Genomic DNA, 17,485 nt, shown 5'->3' on the forward strand with positions numbered 1-17,485 from the left:
GGGAGATAGCATCTCGTTGGCGGAGCGGAAGGCCCGGGCGGGCGAAGAGGAAAAGCCCGCCCGGGCGCGCCGGCCGGTTAGTTGCCTTCGGGGGCGTCGGGGGCACCGGCCGGCGGGGGAGGGGCGGCGCCTTCGGGCGGCGGGGGCGGACCCCAGCCGGGGCCGGGAGGCGGGCCGTGGCGTCCATGGCGGCCCTTGCCGCGCATCGACATCATCTTGCCGCGCGCGGCCGCACGCTCGGCCTGGTCGATCTTCCCATCCTTGTTGGTATCGACCCAGTCGAAGCGGCGCGCGGCCTGCGCCTGCTGTTCGGCGAGCGAGACCACGCCGTCGCCGTTGGCGTCGAGCCGTTCGCGCTTGAAGCGCTGGCCGCGTCCGCCCCGGCCTTCGCCGCGGTCGCCCATCATGGCTTCGCGGGCGGCCTCGCGTTCGGCGGGGGTGAGCTTGCCGTCCTTGTTGCTGTCCACCGCCTTGAAGCGGGTGGAGACGCTGGCGAGCATCTCGTCCTTGGTGATGACGCCGTCCTTGTTGGCGTCCGCGGCGGCGAGCGGGTCGAAGCGCGGCGGGCCGTCCTGCGCGGCGGCGGGGCCGGCGAGCGCGGCCGTGCCGAGCGCGGCGGCGGCAATGAGCTTGTACATGGGCAACTCCTTGGCGGGGCGGGCTGTTTCGTCCGCTGATGCCGTTTCTGACGAACGGCTGTCGCAGGTGTTTGTCAGCGGTTCAGGAAAGTGTCGCAAATTGTCGCACGCCGCACGGGTTTCAGCCGAAGATCGCCACCCCCTGCATCGCCTCCGCCACCGGCTCACCGTCGGCGTTCCAGATCGCCATGCGCTGGCTGGAGAAGCCGTCGCGCGCCATTTCCGCCCCCGCGCCGAGCAGCCACCAGCCGTCGCGCGTCGCCGGCTCCGCCGCGACCAGGTTGATCATCCAGTTGAGCGAACTGAGCGGCGCCTTCTGCCCCGCGATCAGCTTGTAGGCGGCGGGGGGCAGCGCGTCGCCGATCGCCATCAGCTCCACCATCGGATGAAGGCCATCGCGCTCGCGCAGCCGCACCCAGCGCAGCCATTCGGCGGGTTGGGTCTCGGCCGCCGGGTTGAACAGGTCGAAGTTGCCGGTGAAGAAATCCGCCGGGCCGCTGTGGATCTTCGCGCCCTCGCCCGGCGGGCGGTGATCGAGGCGGGGCGCGGTATCGTGCGTGATCGCCGAGGCCATCGGCGCCATGAACACGAAGGCGGCGCGCAGGCCCAGTCCGGCCTCCGACGCCACGTCCGCCTGGATGAAGGCGGCGTTGCGCCCGCGCCGCAGCCGCGTGGCGGTGACCGTCACCGCGCCCGAGAGCGGGCCGATGAAGGCGACCTGTGCCGATCTCAGCGGCGGCAGATCGGGTTCGGCGGCGAGCGCGGCGTGGAGCGCCAGCGCGGAGGACAGGCCGCCATAGGTGGTGCGGCCCTGCCGCCACCCTTCCGGGACCTCGGCGCGGAACCCGCCCTCCAGCGGATCGGCGGCGGCCAGGATATCGGCGAGCGCGGTCATTGCGCCTGCTCCCAGCGGTCGCGCAGCTCGCGCTTCAGCACCTTGCCGATGCTGCTGCGGGGCAGCGCATCGACGGGGGCCAGCGCCGACAGCCGCTGGGTGCGGCCAAGCCGGTCGTTGGTCCACTCCAGGATCGTTGCCGGATCGGCGGCCGCCCCGTCGCGCGGGACGTAGAAGCCGACGGGGGTCTCGCCCCATTGCGGCGAGGGGACGCCGACCACCGTGCAGTCCGCGACATCGGGGTGCCCGGCCAGCACGGCTTCCAGGTCCGCGGGATAGACGTTGAAGCCGCCGGAGATGATCACGTCCTTCTTGCGCCCGACCAGCGTCAGGAAACCCTCGGCATCGAACCGGCCGAGATCACCGTGGCGGATGAAGCGGCGCCCCTCCGCATCGAACCATTCGGCCTCGCGCGTGGCGGATTCGCGGCCGTGATAGCCGGTCATCATCGCGGGCGATCGGCCGACCACCTCGCCCACCTCGCCCTGGGGGACCTCGCGCCCCTGTTCGTCGATCAGGCGGATGTCGTGGCCCTCCACGGGCTTGCCGACGGTGTGCAGCTTGTCTGGGTTCAGGTGCGCGACCAGGATCGTCGTGCCGCCGCCCTCGGTCATGCCGTAATATTCGACGAGCGCGCCCGGCCAGCGGCGCAGCGCATCGGCCTTCATCTCCGCCGAGAAGGGCGCGCTGGTGCAGAATTTCAGGCGGAACGACGAGAGGTCCGCCGCGTCGAATCCGGGGTGCGCCAGCACGCGCTCATATTGCACGGGCACCAGCATCGTATGGGTGGCGCGATGCGCCTCCGCCAGCCGCAGATACTCGCCGGCTTCGAACTTGCGCATCAGCACCGCGGTTCCGCCCCAGCCGAGCACGGGCAGCAGCAGCACAAGCGTGGTGTTCGAATAGAGCGGGGTCGCAATCATCGCCACGGCATCGGTGAAGCCCGCGCCGGCGCCCGCGCGCATGATGTGCTGCCATCGCATGCCGTGCGACTGGACGATGCCCTTGGGCGTGCCCGTGGTGCCGGAGGAATAGATGATGTTGAACGGATCGTCCGGCCCCGCCGCGACCGGGGCGGGCACGGTGCCCCCCGGCGCCAGCCAGGCGCCGAACGCCGGCCCGTCCAACGCGATGCGGCGCGCGGCGGTATCGATTGCGGCATTGGCGTCGTCATGGAACAGGATCGGCGCCCCGCAATCGGCGATCATCGCGCCGAGCTGGGCGGGCGTGGCGGAGGGCGAGAGCGGGGCGGGGACGCATCCCGCCCGCAGCGCCCCCAGGAAGGCGAGCATATAGGCGATCGACGGAACCGCCAGGATCGCCACCGCCGTGCCCGGCGCGATCCCGTCGCGCTGGAGCGCGGCCGCGACCCGGTCCATCGCGCGATCGAGGCCCGCGTAATCCAGCGTCTCGCCGCCGCAGACCAGTGCCAGGCGGTCGCCGCGTTCGCGTGCATGCGCCCGGATCAGGTCCGCCAAGGTGCTGAAGGGGCCCGTCAGCATCTCCCCCGCATTCATCGCCGATTCCTCCCCGTCATCGTCCCGTGGCTAGGCGAGCGCGGCGGCGATTGCCATACGCCGGATTCGAAAAAGCGTCAGGACGGCTGGTCGCCGGCGGTCTCGCCCGGTTCGCGACGCGCGCCGGGCAGCACGCGCAGCAGCACGATCGCAAGCGCCATCGCGGTGAGTGCGGCGGCCACCACGAAGTTGCCCCCTGTAAAGCCGCGCTCCGCCCCGAACGCCAGCGCCTGGCTGAGCGCAAAGGGGGAGAGGGCGGCGGCGACGCTGTTGAGCGCGGCCAGCCCGCCCATCAGCGAGCCCTGGTGCGATGCGGAGGTGTAGCGTGATAGCAGCGCGTTTACCGACGGCGATACCAGCGCCTGGAACGCGCTGAACGCCAGGATCAGGTAGATGATCCAGGTCTGGCGCACGAAGACATAGGCGACGAACGCAAGGCCGCCCGCGACCAGCCCCAGCACCACCGTGCGCTCCTCGCCGAAGCGCCGGATCGCGCGGCTGGTGACGAAGGTCTGGACCAGCGCCATCGACAGGCCCGACGCGGCGAGCGACAGCCCGATCATCCGCTCGTCCCAGCCCGCCGCCAGCTCGCCCCAGAAGGCCCAGGTCGCGGGATAGACCATATGACCGCAATACCAGAGAAAGGCGACCGCGATCAGCCACTTGGCCCGGCCCGCATGGCGCAGCGGCTCGAACGATCCGATGATGTGCGCCTTGCGCCAATCGAAGCGCCGCCGCCGTTCCGGCGCGAGCGTCTCGGGCAGGAAGAAATAGATCCACAGCGCGTTGAGCAGCGCCGCCGCCGCCGCGGCGACGAACGGCGCGCGCGGCCCGAGCAGCGACAGCGCACCGCCCAGCGCCGGGCCGAGGATAAAGCCGATGCCGAACGCCGCCCCCATCATCCCGAAGGTGGCCGCACGCCGATCGGGCGGGGTGACGTCGGCCAGCACGGCGTTCGCCGGGCCGAAGCTGGCCCCCGCGATCCCCGCGATCATCCGCCCCAGGAACAGCCAGGCGATGCTGGGCGCCGCCGCCTGGAGCGCATAGTCGGCCGAAAAGGCGATCATCGAGAACAGCAGCACCGGCCGCCGCCCCAGCGCATCGCCGAGATTTCCCAGGATCGGCGCGGCGATGAGCTGCATCACCGAATAGGCGGCCAGCATATAGCCGCCGATGCGCGCGGCATCGGCCATCGTCACATGGCCCAGCTCCACGATCAGCCGCGGCAGCACGGGCAGGACGATGCCGAAGCCGATCGAATCGATCAGCACCGCGGTCAGCACGATCGGTACCGCGCGGTGATGGAATGTCATGCCCTTCTCCCTTCGGCCGGACGGGTCCCCTGGTGCGCGGGCGTCACGACAGATGGTGCCGCATTCCCGCTTTCGTCCGTGCCGGGCCGCCGCATGGCACAGCGCGGGGGGCGGCGCATCCGGAAACCACGCGCGCGCGGGGGCATGTGCAAAAGAAAGGAAATCGTTCCGTCCCGGCGCCCGGGATTCGATATCGGCGCCGGACAGGCGCTTGACGCCGCCGATTCCATACCGCAGTTTCGAAACAACAGAAAATGGCCGCCGGGAGAGAGAATATGGCCACCGCACCCGAAGTAGAGGCGCCCGCCGATCCGCTGGAGGCGTTCCGCGCCCAAGCCCGCGCATGGCTGGCGGAGAACTTCCCGCCCGCGCTGAAGGGCAAGGACAACAGCATGTCCGCCGTGGAAGGCCCCACCGAGCTGAACGCGGACGAGGCCGCCTGGAAACAGGCGATGGGCGAAAAGGGGTGGGGCGTGCCCACCTGGCCGGCCGAATATGGCGGCGGGGGGCTGGACCGCGCCGAGGCGCGCGTGCTGGCGGAGGAGATGGGCCGCATCGGCGCCTGGAACCCGATCGGCGGCATGGGCGTGATGATGTTCGGCCCGACGCTGCTGGAATATGGCAGCGAGGCGCAGAAGCGCGAGCATATCCCGCCCATCGTCCGCGGCGAGATCCGCTGGTGCCAGGGCTATTCGGAGCCGAACGCGGGATCGGACCTCGCCAACCTCCAGACCTTCGCCGAGGACAGGGGCGACCATTATGTCGTCAACGGCCAGAAGACCTGGACCAGCGGCGGCCAATGGGCGGACAAATGCTTCGCGCTGGTGCGCACCGACAAGAGCAAGAAGCACGAGGGCATCAGCTTCCTGCTGATCGACATGGACACGCCGGGCGTGGAGGTGCGGCCGATCCGGCTGATATCCGGCAGCTCGCCCTTCTGCGAGACCTTCTTCACCGATGTGAAGGTGCCCAAGGCCAATCTGGTCGGCCGCGTGGGCGAGGGCTGGACGATCGGCAAGCGGCTGCTCCAGCACGAACGCTCCAGCCTTTCGGGCGGGGGCTCCACCGCGGGCCGGATGTTCCTGGGCGAGCCGATCTCCTCGATCGCCAAGCGCTGGCTGGGCACCGACGACCAGGGGCGTATCGCCGACCTGGACCTGCGCACGCGCATCGTGCGGCATGAGATGGACCTGCGCGCCTTCCTGCTCACGCTGCGCCGCGCGCAGCTTGAGGCGAAATCGAACCAGGGGCCGTCGGCTACCTCGTCGATCATGAAGAATGTCGGCGCGCGGATCATGCAGGAGCGCTCCGAGCTGCTGATCGAGATTCGCGGGCTCGCCGGGCTCGGCTGGGAAGGCGAGGGCTTCGGCGAGGAGGAGCTGAAGGATGTCCGCACCTGGCTCTTCGGCAAGGCGGTGTCGATCTACGGCGGATCGACCGAGATCCAGAACAATGTGATCGCCAAGCGCATCCTGGGGATGCTCGATCACCAATAGGCGGCGCCCTTTCCCGTTCGCGGGAGTGGGGAGAGAGGACGAGAGATGGCGGTACTGACCGAAGAACAGACGATGATCCGCGACATGGCGCGCGAATGGGCGGACAATGAATCGCCCGTCACCGCCTTCCGCCGGGTGCGCGATACGGCGCCGGCCGCGATGTTCGACGCACAGGCATGGCAGGCGCAGGCGGAGATGGGCTGGGCCGGCATCCTGGTGCCCGAGGAACATGGCGGCGCGGGCATGGGCTATCTGTCGCTGGGGCTGGTGATGGAGCAGCTCGGGCGCAACCTGGCCGCGACCCCGCTGGCGGCCACCGCGGCGGCGGCCGGCGCGATCCTGATCGGCGGCAGCGCGGCGCAGCAGGCAGAATGGCTTCCGCGCATCGCCGCGGGCGATCTGGTGGCCACGCTGGCGGTGGACGAAGGGCCGCGCTTCGCGCCCGACCGGATCGGCGCGGCCGTGAACGGCGGCAGGCTGACCGGGACCAAGGCCTTTGTGGCGGAGGGGGACGGCGCTGGGCTGTTCGTGGTCGCCGCCACCGACGGGCTGTATCTGGTGGAGAAGGGCGAGGGCGTCACCGTGGCGCCCCGCCACCTGGCCGACGCGCGCAGCCATGCGGAGGTGCGGTTCGAAAACGCCGTCGCGCAGAAGCTGGACGGCCCCGCCGATCTGGTGACCCGTGCCGCCGATCGCGCGACCGCGATCGTTTGTGCGGAGATGCTGGGCATGGCCGAAAGCGCCTTTGCGCAGACCAACGACTATCTGAAGACGCGCGTCCAGTTCGGCCAGCCGCTCAGCAGCTTTCAGGCGCTGCAGCATCGCATGGCCAAGATGTTCACCGAGCTGGAGCTGATGCGATCGGTGGTGGAAGGCGCGCTGGAGGCGATCGACGCGAACCGTCCGGACGTCAGCCAGTCGGTCAGCCTCGCCAAGGCGGTGGCGGGCGAGACGCTGCGGCTGGTGTCGAGCGAGATGGTCCAGCTCCACGGCGGCATCGGCATGACCGACGAGCATGACGCAGGCTTCTATCTGAAGCGCGCGCGCGTGCTGGAGACGATGTGGGGCAACGCCGCCTGGCATCGCGAGCGTTTCGCCCGCCTGTCGGGCTATTGAACCAGCGAGCCTGTCCCTGCCGCGGTGCGCGGCGGGGCGGGCCGTCGCCGCGTTTCCGGGCCGTTCCGGAACCAGTTTGCGGCCTGTGCGTACCCTGATCGGGATGCTTTCGAATGTCGGTACGGCGGCCGGCCATGCTGCGCCTGCACATATGACATTTGCGCAACACCCCGGTTGCAAGACGATTCATGCCCCATTCGCAAGCTTGACGGGGGTCTGTAACGCGCGTTTATTTCGAGGATTGGGTATGGAGCCGGATAAGCGCTCCAGCCAAGTGGGAGAGGAAGAAGATGAAGCGGTTTCGCCTGCTGGCCGCCGTTGCGGCACCTACGATTGCACTTGCGCTCGCCATTCCCGCCCATGCCCAGGATGATTCCACAGGCACCGAGGCGCAGGACGATGGCTATGAAAACCCCGAGATCGTCGTCACCGCCCAGGGCCGCGCCCAGGTGCTGGCCGATGTGCCGCTGGCCGTATCGGCGGTAAGTTCCGAGACGCTGGCGCTCACCGGCGCCACCGATATCCGCCAGCTCAACCAGGTGGCTCCCTCGCTGCTGGTTTCGTCGACCGGCTCGGAGGCGAACGGATCGGCCCGTATCCGCGGCATCGGCACGGTGGGCGACAACCCCGGCCTGGAAAGCTCGGTCGCGGTGTTCATCGACGGCGTGTACCGCTCGCGTTCGGGCATCGGCCTGAGCGAGCTTGGCGATATCGAGCGGATCGAGGTGCTGCGCGGGCCGCAGGGCACGCTGTTCGGCCGCAACGCTTCGGCGGGCCTGATCAACATCGTCAGCAAGGCGCCCTCGGTGAATTTCGAGGCAGGGGCCGAGGCGACCTATGGCAGCTATGACATGGTCCGCCTGTCGGGCTATCTCAACGCGCCGCTGGGCGAGACGCTGGCCGGCCGCGTCGACGCGGTCTATGTCAAGCGCGACGGCTTCTACAAGGACGTGACCAACGGCGGCACGGTGAACGACCGCGACCGCTTCTTCGTCCGCGGCCAGCTCCAGTATGAGCCGAGCAGCGCGCTCACCGTCCGGCTGATCGGCGACTATACCAAGCGGACCGAGAACTGCTGCGCCGCGGTCTATCTCGATCGCGCCTCGAACGAATATATCGGCGATCTGAATGATCCCGCCGCGAACAGCATCGTTCGCGTGCTGCGCGACCTGGGCCAGCCGATGGCGGCGTTCAGCGACCCCTACAGCCGCAACATCTATGTGACGCCGGGCCGCAGCTATGCCGGCACGACCGAGGATTGGGGCGTGTCGCTCCAGGTCGATTGGGATCTGGGCGGGGCCAAGCTCACCTCCATCACCGCCTATCGCGACTATTGGAGCGATCAGGGATCGGATACCGATTACGGCTTCATCGACATCCTGTATCGTGCGGCCGACGGCAACGCGGCGCGCGGCTTCAAGACCTGGAGCCAGGAACTGCGGCTGCAGGGCGAGGCGTTCAACGGCAAGCTGGACTGGCTGATCGGCGGCTATTTCGCCGATGAGGACCTGACCGTCGTCGATAACCTGCGCTTCGGCAATCAGTATGGCCGCTTCGCCACCTGCCGTATCGTCAGCGGCAGCGCGCTGGCCGGGCTCTATTCGCCCGGGTCGGCGGGATGCCTTGCGGCGCGTCCGGCGGCGTTCGGCGCGGCATCGCCGCTGATCTATGCCGCGTTCGACCAGCTCGACGCGGTCAACAACAAGGGCAGCACGCGCGACGTCTATTCGCAGAACAGCCGCAACTGGGCGCTGTTCACGCACAACATCGTGCATGTGACCGACAGCGTCGATTTCACCTTCGGCGTGCGCTACACCAGCGAGCGCAAGAAGTTCGCGGCGACGTTCGGCAACGACAACACCGCCTGCACCGCCAACCAGGCCTCGCTGCTGCCGCTGCGCAGCAACGCGGCGCTCACCGCGGTGGTGGACGCGATCCTGGGCCTGTCGTGCCAGGGCAACTCCACCGCCGAGCTGAACGGCGTCAGCATCAACAGCCGCCGCAGCGAGAGCGAGTTCACCGGCACCGCGGTGCTCTCGTGGAAGCCGACCGACGATCTGATGCTCTACGGCAGCTATTCGCGCGGCTACAAGGCGGGCGGCTTCAACCTCGATCGTTCGGCGCTGAAGGTGCCGATCCTGACCTTCGCCTCGATGGGCGGCGCCCAGGCGCTGGCGGGCAACCTGCAGTTCGATCCCGAAATCGTGAATTCGTTCGAGATCGGCGCGAAATATTCGTCGGGGCCGTTCAGCCTGAACGTCGCGGCATTCCAGCAGGATTTCAAGAACTTCCAGCTCAACACCTTCAACGGGACCGTCTTCCTGGTGCAGACGGTGAACGGCTGCTCCGCCAGCCTGAACGGCGGCGATCGCGACCAGAGCAAGTTCTCGACCGCGTCGAACTACAATGCCTCGGCGGCGACCACCGGCGCCTGCGCCGCGGACGACGTGACCTGGGGCGTGCGCTCGCGGGGCGTTGAGGTGGAAGCATCGCTGATGCCCACCCGCAACCTCCGCGTTGGGCTGGGTCTCACCTATGCCGACACCAAATATAACGAGAATCTGGTCGGCAACCGCACGGGCGCGCCGCTGGACCAGGCGCTGCGCAAGCTGCCGGGCGACAATCTGTCGAACGCGCCGAAGATTGTGACCACGGCCTCGCTGGCCTGGACCCCCGATCTGGGCGGCTCGGGCCTCAGCGGCCTGTTCTACGTCGATACGCGCATGACCGGCGACTATAACACCGGTTCCGACCTGTTCCCGCAGAAGGAGCAGGATTCCTATGCGATCGTGAACGGCCGCATCGGCATCCGCGGGCCGGAGGAGCATTGGGCGATCGAACTCTGGGCGCAGAATCTTTTCAACACCAAGTACACGCAGGTTGCATTCAACTCGCCTTTCCAGGAAGGATCGGTTGGAGCACCTTTCACCGACCCGCAGTATCCGGGCGGACGCCAGTTGTTCTCGGCCTATCTGGCCGAGCCGCGTACCTGGGGCGTGACCGGCCGTATCAAGTTCTGACCGCGACGTCAGAGGAGAGGGGCGGGCCTCGCGGCATCAGAACCGCGGGGCCCGTTCCCGTTTCAGGGGGGGCATGCGGGCGCGGAAACCCCCTGCGCATCGCGCCTTCGATCCGAATCGCGTTCTTCGGCGGTTCGCCCTTCGGCAAACCCGGGACGAACGGGTCAGATCCAACGCACCCTGCTGTAGCGCCGGTGCCAGAGCGCGGGCCGCCTCGCTGGCGGCGGAGCGCCGCTCAGCCCTGCATCACCCGATCGTCGAACAGCCCGAACACCAGGGTGGAGGCATAAAAGGCCACGGCCCGGTCGCGCGGCATCGTGCCGGCCCATTTGCGCATGTCGAACGCCGCATTCTGCAGCGCCATCAGCGCCTGGCTGGCCACCAGCGGATCGATCGCGCGGATCGTGCCCTCGGCGATGCCATCCGAAAGCATGCCGGCGAAGCGGCGGGCGATGCGGTTCGAACGATCGATCATCGTCGATCGCACGCGCGGCGGCAGGCCCGAAAGCGCGGTGGTACGCAATAGCGGCCCGCGTTCGGAGAATTGCACGTCGAGCAGGGTCGCGATGCTGTTTTCCAGCCGCTGCCAATGCGTGCCGCCATGCTCCTCTGCCAGCCGCTGGGTATCGGCGATGATGTCGAAACTGCGCTTGTAACAGGCGATCACCAGCTCGTCCTTGGCGTCGAGATGGTGGTAGAAGCTGCCCTTGGTGACGTTCAGCTCGCTGGCGATGCGCTGCACCGATGCGCCGCGATATCCCAGTTCGTTGATCAGGCGAGTGGCGGCGAGCAGGAACGCTTCGCGCCCCGGCTCGGGCTCGTCATGCTCCAGATCCAGCAGCACCGGCGCCCAGCGCTCGCGCGGGCCAAGGATGCCGGCGCGAAACACGTCCATCAGCCGCGCCTCGACCCGTGGATATTCGTCCAGCTCGTAGCGGGTGAGCCAGGCGGGGAGCCAGAAGATGTTTTCGAGCAGCACATGGGCACGCGCGCCGCGCAGGTCGATCTCCTCGCGGCTGCCCTCCGCGCCCCATAGCGCGCGCGTCTTGCGGAAGATGCCGCGCCACCCGTCCAGCAGCCGCTGGCGCAGCGGCCCCTCCATCGCGCGCAGATCGGACAGGACGGCGAAGTCGCGTTCCTCGCCGCGGCGGATGCGCGCCAGCCGGTCCATGTTGGCGGCCAGGAAGCGCCGCACCCGCGCCTCCGCGCCATCCTCGCCCGCGGCCTCTTCCAGCATCGCCTCGAGCCGTTCCAGCGTCTGTTCGAAACAGGCGGCGGCCAGGTCTTCCTTGCGCTTGAAATAATAGGTGACGCTGGTGGTGTTCAGCCCCACGCGCGCCGCGACATCGGCGAAGGTCATGCCCTTCGCGCTCTGTTCGTTGATCGCGTCGGCGGCGGCCGCCAGGATCGCCTCGCGCTTGGCCTGGAACCGTTTGGTGCCGGTTGCGGTATCGCTGTTCGGGCGCGCGCTCATCCGCCCAGCTTAGCGCAAAAGGCCGTGGGCCAAAGGGGTTTTTTGAACCGCGCGTATGGCGGAAGAATCCGCCTTGTTCCCCTTTACCGAATATCGGGTACGGTCTAAGCCGGTTTCGAAAAGGAACGGAGAGGTTGCGATGGATTTCACCCTGAACGCGCGCGAGACCCATTTCCGCGACCGGGTGAAGCACTTCATCGACACCCGGATCCGCCCGCGCGACGCCGAATATCGCGCCGCGCACGAGAGCGGCGACCGCTGGGGCGTGAACCCGGTGCTGGAGGCCGTGAAGGCAGAGGCGCGGGCCGAGGGGCTGTGGAATTTCTTCATGCCGCCGCATTCGGGCCAGGCCCATGTCGACGAGAGCTTCGTGTTCGAGGGCGAGCAGCTCACCAACCTCGAATATGCGCTCTGCGCCGAGGAGATGGGGCGGATTTCCTGGGCTTCCGAGGTGTTCAACTGCTCCGCGCCCGATACCGGGAACATGGAGGTGTTCCACCGCTATGGCACGCGCGAGCAGAAGGAGCAGTGGCTCCGTCCGCTGATGAACGGCGAGATCCGTTCCGCCTTCCTGATGACCGAGCCGGCGGTCGCATCATCGGACGCCACCAACGTCCAGACATCCATGGTCCGCGACGGCGATCACTATGTGATCAACGGCCGGAAATGGTGGAGCTCGGGCACGGGCGATCCGCGCTGCAAGATCGCGATCGTGATGGGCAAGACCAATCCCGATGCGTCGCGCCATGCCCAGCAGAGCATGATCCTGGTGCCGCTCGACGCGCCCGGCGTGAAGATCGAACGCATGCTCTCGGTTTTCGGGTATGATCACGCGCCCCATGGCCATGGCGAGATTTCGCTCACCGACGTGCGCGTTCCTGCGGACAATATCCTGCTGGGCGAGGGGCGCGGCTTCGAGATCGCGCAGGGCCGGCTGGGGCCGGGCCGCATCCACCATTGCATGCGCACGATCGGCGTGGCGGAGGAGGCGATCGCGGCGATGGCCAAGCGGCTGCTGAGCCGCGTCGCCTTTGGCAAGCGGATCGCCGATCATTCGATCTGGGAACAACGGATCGCCCGCGCGCGCATCGATATCGAGATGACGCGCCTGCTGTGCCTGAAGGCCGCCGACATGATGGACAAGGCCGGCAACAAGGCCGCGCACCTGGAAATCTCCATGATCAAGGTTCAGGCGCCCGCCATGGCGCTGGCCATCCTGGACGATGCGATCCAGGCGCATGGCGGCGGCGGCGTATCGGACGATTTCGATCTGGCGAGCGCTTGGGCCAATGTCCGCACGCTGCGCTTCGCCGATGGGCCGGACGAGGTGCATTGCCGCACGATCGCGCGCAACGAATTCGGCAAATATTCCGAGTTCAAGGCCGATCGCCCGTCAAGCGGCGATCTGGGCGTGGCCCGGTAAGGATCGAGGGCATGAAGGCAGCGATATTGTTCGAGGCGGAAAAGCCGCTGGAGATCGCCGACATTCGCCTGGCCGATCCCGGCCCGCGCGAGGTTCTGATCCGCACCGCGGCTTGCGGCGTGTGCCGTTCGGACCTGCATTTCATCGACGGAGCTTTCCCGCATCCGGTGCCGACGGTGCCGGGGCATGAGGCGGCCGGCGTGGTGGAGGCGGTGGGCAGCGATGTCGCGCATCTGAAGCCGGGCGATCACGTCATCACCTTCTTCACCGTATTCTGCGGAAGCTGTGAGATGTGCGTCACCGGGCGCCCATCGCTATGCGTCGATCCTTCGACGCGGCGCCCCGCCGACGCCGAGCCGCGCATCCGCCTGGCCGACGGCACGCCGCTGGCGCAGTTCCTGAACCTGTCGGCCTTTTCCGAGATGATGCTGGTGCATGAGAACGCCTGCGTCGCGATCGACAAGGCGATGCCGCTCGATCGCGCGGCGCTGCTCGGCTGCGCGGTGATCACGGGCGCGGGCGCGGTGTTCAACGACAGCCGCGTGCGCCCGGGCGAGAGCGTGGCGGTGATCGGCGCGGGCGGCATCGGCCTGTCGGCGATCAACGCGGCCAAGATCGCGGGCGCGGGCATGATCCTGGCCATCGATCCGGTGGCGGAGAAGCGCGAGATCGCGCTGAAGATGGGCGCCACCCACGCGATCGACGCGACGATGGACGGGCTCGCCAAGGAGGTACTCACGCTCACCGGCGGCGGTGTCCATTATGCGATCGAGGCGGTGGGGCGGCCGAACACCGCCGAGCTGGCCTGGACTATCCTGCGCCGCGGCGGCACCGCCACGATCCTGGGCATGATCGCGCCGGGCAACAGCGTGACGCTGCCCGGGCCGACCTTCCTGACGGGCAAGAAGATCCAGGGATCGCTGCTGGGCTCTACCCGATTCCCGATCGACATGCCCCGGCTGGTGCGCATGTATCTCGACGGGCTGCTCGATCTCGACACCATGGTGGCCGAGCGGATCGTGCTGGGGCAGGTGAACGACGCGCTGGAAAAGCTCCGCAAGGGCGACAGCGTGCGATCGGTCATAGAGTTCGCATGAGCGATCTGGACGAAGCCCGGCTCGGCGCGTGGCTTGCGGCGAATGTCGCGGGCTTCGACGGGCTGGCGCGCGTCGAGAAATTCCCCGGCGGGCAGAGCAACCCCACCTATCGCATCGATGCGGCCAGCGGCTCCTATGTGCTGCGCCGGAAGCCGTTCGGGCCGATCCTGCCCTCGGCGCATGCCGTGGAGCGCGAATACCGGCTGATCGCGGCGCTGCACCCCACCGGCTTCCCGGTCGCGCGGCCCTATGGCCTGTGCGAGGATGCGGAGGTGGTGGGATCGCCCTTCTACGTCATGGAGATGGTGGAGGGCCGCACGCTGTGGGACGGCGCGCTGCCGGGCATGGCCCCGGACGCGCGCACCGCCCATTATCACGCGATCGTCGATACGCTCGCGGCGCTGCATTCGATCGATTATCAGGCGGTGGGCCTTGGCGATTACGGCAAGCCCGGCAATTATTTCGCGCGTCAGGTGGAGCGCTGGTCCAGGCAATATCGCGCCAGCCAGACCGACGATCTGCCGGAGGTCGACGCGATGATCGCGTGGCTGCCGCGCACGGTGCCCGAGCAGACGCGGACCAGCATCGTCCATGGCGATTACCGCATCGACAACATGATCTTCGCCCCCGATGGTCCGCGCGTGCTGGCGGTGCTCGATTGGGAGCTTTCGACGCTGGGCGATCCGCTCGCCGACTTCTCCTATTTCCTGATGAGCTGGGCGACCGAGCCGGAGGGGCGTTCGGGCGTGAAGGGGCTGACCGGGCCACGGACCGGCATCCCGGAGCTGGAGGCGATGGTGGCGCGCTATTGCGCCGCCACCGGGCGCGACGGGGTGCCGCAGCTCGACTGGTATTTCGCCTATAATCTCTTCCGTCTGGTGGGCATCGTGCAGGGCATCAAGAAGCGGATGCTGGACGGCAACGCATCGTCTGCCCAGGCGGCGAATACGGTGGAGCGCCTGCCCGGGCTGGTTGCCGCCGCATGGGGCTTTGCGGTGAAGGCCGGGGCGGGGTGATTTTTCGTTCACGCTGGGGTGGGGCATCGGGCGCCTTCGGCGATAGCGGATAGCGCATCTCCGCGCGCACTTTGCGCCGCGCGAATAAGAACCGCGCCTTCGCATGAAATAGACAGGAGAAAGCCATGCGCTTCCACGGCAAGTCGATCATCGTCACCGGTGCGGGCTCGGGGATCGGCCGCGCGACTGCCCTCGCCTTCGCGGCCGAGGGCGGGCAGGTGATCGCCGCGGACAAGAGCGAGGCGGTGCATGAAACCGCCGCGCTGGCGGGCGGCGGCGCGATCGCCGTTCAGATGGACGCGGGTTCCGAAGCCGATGTCGAGCGGGTCGTGGCGTTGGCTTGCGATCGCTTCGGCGGGCTCGACGTCTTCTTCGCCAACGCGGGCATCGCGGGCGGGATCGACAGCATCTTCGATCAGACTGCCGAGCTGTGGGCCGAGGTGTTGCGCGTCAACCTGATCGGCCCCTTCCTGGCGATCAAGCATGCTGCGCCGAGGATCGTCGAACGCGGCGGCGGCGCCATCGTCTGCACCGCCAGCGTGGCCGGGCTGCGCTCCGGCGCGGGCGGGGCGGCTTATTCGGCGTCCAAGGCGGGGGTCATCAACCTGGTGCAGACCGCAGCCCAACAGCTTTCGGGATCGAACGTTCGCGTCAACGCCGTCTGTCCCGGACTGATCGAGACGGGGATGACCCAGCGCGCGTTCGATTATGCGCGCGAGAAGGGGGTGGAGGACAAGATCGGCCGCCTTAACCCGCTGCGCAGGGCCGGCGTACCCGATGAGATTGCGCGCGTCGTCGCCTTCCTGGCTTCGTCCGAGGCGAGCTATGTCAACGGCCAGGCCTGGGTGGTCGATGGCGGGCTTTCCACCAGCCATCCGGTGACGCGGCAGGAGTTCGGCAAGACCGCCGTTTGACAGCCGACGCGATCCCCCGCACGCTGCGCCGAAACGCAGGAGGGGATCGAGATGCGGAGCTTTCTCACCGGCCTGGCCGCGCTTGGCATCCTCGCCGGTGCCGCGCCCGCTTTCGCGCAGGACGGTAGCGAGGAGATCGTCGTCACCGGCATGCGGCGCCTCAACCCCGACGACGATGACGATAGCGCGCGCGAGAAGGTGGTGCCGCTGCCCGCCGCGGTCCAGATGCTCCGCCGTACCGCCGATTTCGCGGTTCAGCAGGTGATCGTGGTCAGCGACACGATCGACGAGGACGACGCCAATGCGGAGGTCTATGCGATGACCCGCAAGGCGATCGAGCTCGCCGCCGGCGCGGGCGTCCAGCTCGCGACCGGCGAGATCGTCGTCGAGCCGCTGACCGCCGCCAACTACAAGGAACTGGCGATCGGCGAGGACGATGAGGAGAACGGCCAGGCCGTGAAGTTCCTGGTCAAGGTGCCGTTGGCGCCCGGCATCGACGCCAAGACCGCGCTGGCCCGGATCGACAAGTTCATCAAGGCGGTGCCCGCTGTCGGCCGCGCCGAGATCAAGGCCTATAGCGAGCTGACGCTCAGCGTGGTGAACCCGGAGCAATATCGCGGCGCGATCATCGATCTGATCGCCAAGGATACGGGCGAGACCAGCGCGCGCTTTGGCACCGGCTATGGCGTCGAGGTGACCGGGCTGGACCGGCCGGTGCAATGGAAGCGCGCGAGCTTGACCGAGGTGCAGCTATTCCTGCCGGCTGCCAGCACCGTGCGGCCGCGAGACTGACCTGCGATCGGGAGGAGTGATGCCATGCGGATCCTGTTCAAGAGCCTGATCGCCCTGCCCCTGATCGCGAGCGCCACGCCCGCGTTCGCGCAGGAGATCATCGTCACCGCGCAGCGGCGCCCGGCGGGCAACTATGACGGGGGCTATTCCGGCGGCATCGTCGCCGCTTCGCGCCCGATCATCAACCTGAAGCGGACCGCCGACTATGTCGTCCAGTCCGTGCGCATAACCGGCGACACGCGCGACGCGGCCAAGCGCATGGAGGAGCTGAACGCGACGCTGCGCAACGCCATCGGCGCGGCGGCGAAGGCCGGGGTGGAACTGGCCACCGGCGATTACGTGCTGGAACCGCTGACGCTGAACAGCATGCGCAACCTGAACTTCGCGGGCGACGGGCGGCCGGATACGTCGCAGACGACCTTCCTGGTGAAGGTGAAGCTGGTGCCCGGCATGGATATCCCGGCCGCGAAGCTCCAGATCGCCAAGTTCATCGGATCGGTAAGCAAGGTGGGCCGCACCTCGTTCATGACCTGGGGCGAACCGACGCTGTCGGTGGTCAACCCGGATCAGTATCGCGGCCAGATCATCGATCTGATCGCCGCCGACGCCCGGGAGGCGGCGGCCAAGTTCGGCCCCGGCTATGGCGTGGACGTCACCGGGCTGGACCGGCCGGTGGAATGGGCGCGCGGCGGGCCGGTCGAGGTGTTCCTCTACCTCCCCTCGGCCTACGTCATCCGCAAGGATTGACGGGGCGGGGCAGGGATCGGAAGGTGC

The 17,485-nt window shown here is 68.2% G+C and carries 14 protein-coding genes; 9 read left to right on the forward strand and 5 right to left on the reverse strand.

All coding sequences use genetic code 11. The features are described 5' to 3' along the window. Positions 1–77: 77 nt before the first annotated feature. The 4 genes from OM513_RS11950 to OM513_RS11965 all read right to left on the reverse strand — a co-directional run bounded on the left by OM513_RS11950 (position 78) and on the right by OM513_RS11965 (position 4,363). Entirely contained in the window at positions 78–638 is a 561-nt protein-coding gene (locus tag OM513_RS11950) for an EF-hand domain-containing protein (protein ID WP_264944542.1), read from the reverse strand. A 121-nt stretch (positions 639–759) separates the two neighbouring features. Beyond that, positions 760–1,533 carry a thioesterase family protein gene (locus OM513_RS11955; protein ID WP_264944543.1) on the reverse strand — a complete coding sequence of 258 codons (774 nt, stop codon included), beginning with the start codon at positions 1,531–1,533 and terminating at the stop codon, positions 760–762. After that, positions 1,530–3,050, reverse strand: a complete 1,521-nt coding sequence (locus tag OM513_RS11960) for a class I adenylate-forming enzyme family protein (RefSeq protein WP_264944544.1) — start codon at positions 3,048–3,050, stop codon at positions 1,530–1,532. Before OM513_RS11960 ends, OM513_RS11955 begins: the two co-directional genes overlap by 4 nt. 77 nt (positions 3,051–3,127) lie before the next feature. Next, entirely contained in the window at positions 3,128–4,363 is a 1,236-nt protein-coding gene (locus OM513_RS11965) for an MFS transporter (RefSeq protein WP_264944546.1), read from the reverse strand. A gap of 275 nt (positions 4,364–4,638) precedes the next feature. Here OM513_RS11965 and OM513_RS11970 point away from each other — a divergent pair, with 275 nt between their 5' ends. The 3 genes from OM513_RS11970 to OM513_RS11980 all read left to right on the forward strand — a co-directional run bounded on the left by OM513_RS11970 (position 4,639) and on the right by OM513_RS11980 (position 9,995). After that, positions 4,639–5,859 carry an acyl-CoA dehydrogenase family protein gene (locus tag OM513_RS11970; RefSeq protein ID WP_264944547.1) on the forward strand — a complete coding sequence of 407 codons (1,221 nt, stop codon included), beginning with the start codon at positions 4,639–4,641 and terminating at the stop codon, positions 5,857–5,859. Between the two features lie 45 nt (positions 5,860–5,904). Then, entirely contained in the window at positions 5,905–6,975 is a 1,071-nt protein-coding gene (locus tag OM513_RS11975; protein WP_264944549.1) for an acyl-CoA dehydrogenase family protein, read from the forward strand. Positions 6,976–7,265: 290 nt separating this feature from the next. Then, a complete protein-coding gene (locus OM513_RS11980) occupies positions 7,266–9,995 on the forward strand; it encodes a TonB-dependent receptor (RefSeq protein ID WP_264944551.1) in 2,730 nt (909 codons plus the stop codon). A 235-nt stretch (positions 9,996–10,230) separates the two neighbouring features. Here the strand turns inward: OM513_RS11980 and OM513_RS11985 are convergent, their stop codons facing one another. Then, a complete protein-coding gene (locus OM513_RS11985; protein ID WP_264944552.1) occupies positions 10,231–11,469 on the reverse strand; it encodes a TetR/AcrR family transcriptional regulator in 1,239 nt (412 codons plus the stop codon). Positions 11,470–11,608: 139 nt separating this feature from the next. On the opposite strand from OM513_RS11985, the gene OM513_RS11990 reads away from it, so the two are divergent. The 6 genes from OM513_RS11990 to OM513_RS12015 all read left to right on the forward strand — a co-directional run bounded on the left by OM513_RS11990 (position 11,609) and on the right by OM513_RS12015 (position 17,458). Beyond that, positions 11,609–12,892 (forward strand): acyl-CoA dehydrogenase family protein, encoded by a 1,284-nt coding sequence (locus tag OM513_RS11990; protein ID WP_264944553.1) that lies wholly within the window; start codon positions 11,609–11,611, stop codon positions 12,890–12,892. An 11-nt stretch (positions 12,893–12,903) separates the two neighbouring features. After that, on the forward strand, positions 12,904–13,989 hold the full coding sequence (locus OM513_RS11995) for a Zn-dependent alcohol dehydrogenase (RefSeq protein ID WP_264944555.1): 1,086 nt from the start codon (positions 12,904–12,906) through the stop codon (positions 13,987–13,989). After that, entirely contained in the window at positions 13,986–15,005 is a 1,020-nt protein-coding gene (locus tag OM513_RS12000; RefSeq protein WP_264944557.1) for a phosphotransferase family protein, read from the forward strand. The genes OM513_RS11995 and OM513_RS12000 overlap by 4 nt, the downstream gene beginning before the upstream one ends. A gap of 125 nt (positions 15,006–15,130) precedes the next feature. Then, entirely contained in the window at positions 15,131–15,919 is a 789-nt protein-coding gene (locus tag OM513_RS12005; RefSeq protein ID WP_264944559.1) for an SDR family NAD(P)-dependent oxidoreductase, read from the forward strand. A gap of 51 nt (positions 15,920–15,970) precedes the next feature. Then, positions 15,971–16,711: a TonB-dependent receptor gene (locus OM513_RS12010; protein ID WP_264944561.1), complete on the forward strand. Its 741-nt coding sequence runs from the start codon at positions 15,971–15,973 to the stop codon at positions 16,709–16,711. 24 nt (positions 16,712–16,735) lie between these two features. Next, positions 16,736–17,458, forward strand: a complete 723-nt coding sequence (locus OM513_RS12015; RefSeq protein ID WP_264944563.1) for a TonB-dependent receptor — start codon at positions 16,736–16,738, stop codon at positions 17,456–17,458. Positions 17,459–17,485 lie beyond the last annotated feature (27 nt).

Origin of the sequence: Sphingomonas canadensis, assembly GCF_026013525.1 — a bacterium.
GTDB lineage: Bacteria > Pseudomonadota > Alphaproteobacteria > Sphingomonadales > Sphingomonadaceae > Sphingomonas > Sphingomonas canadensis.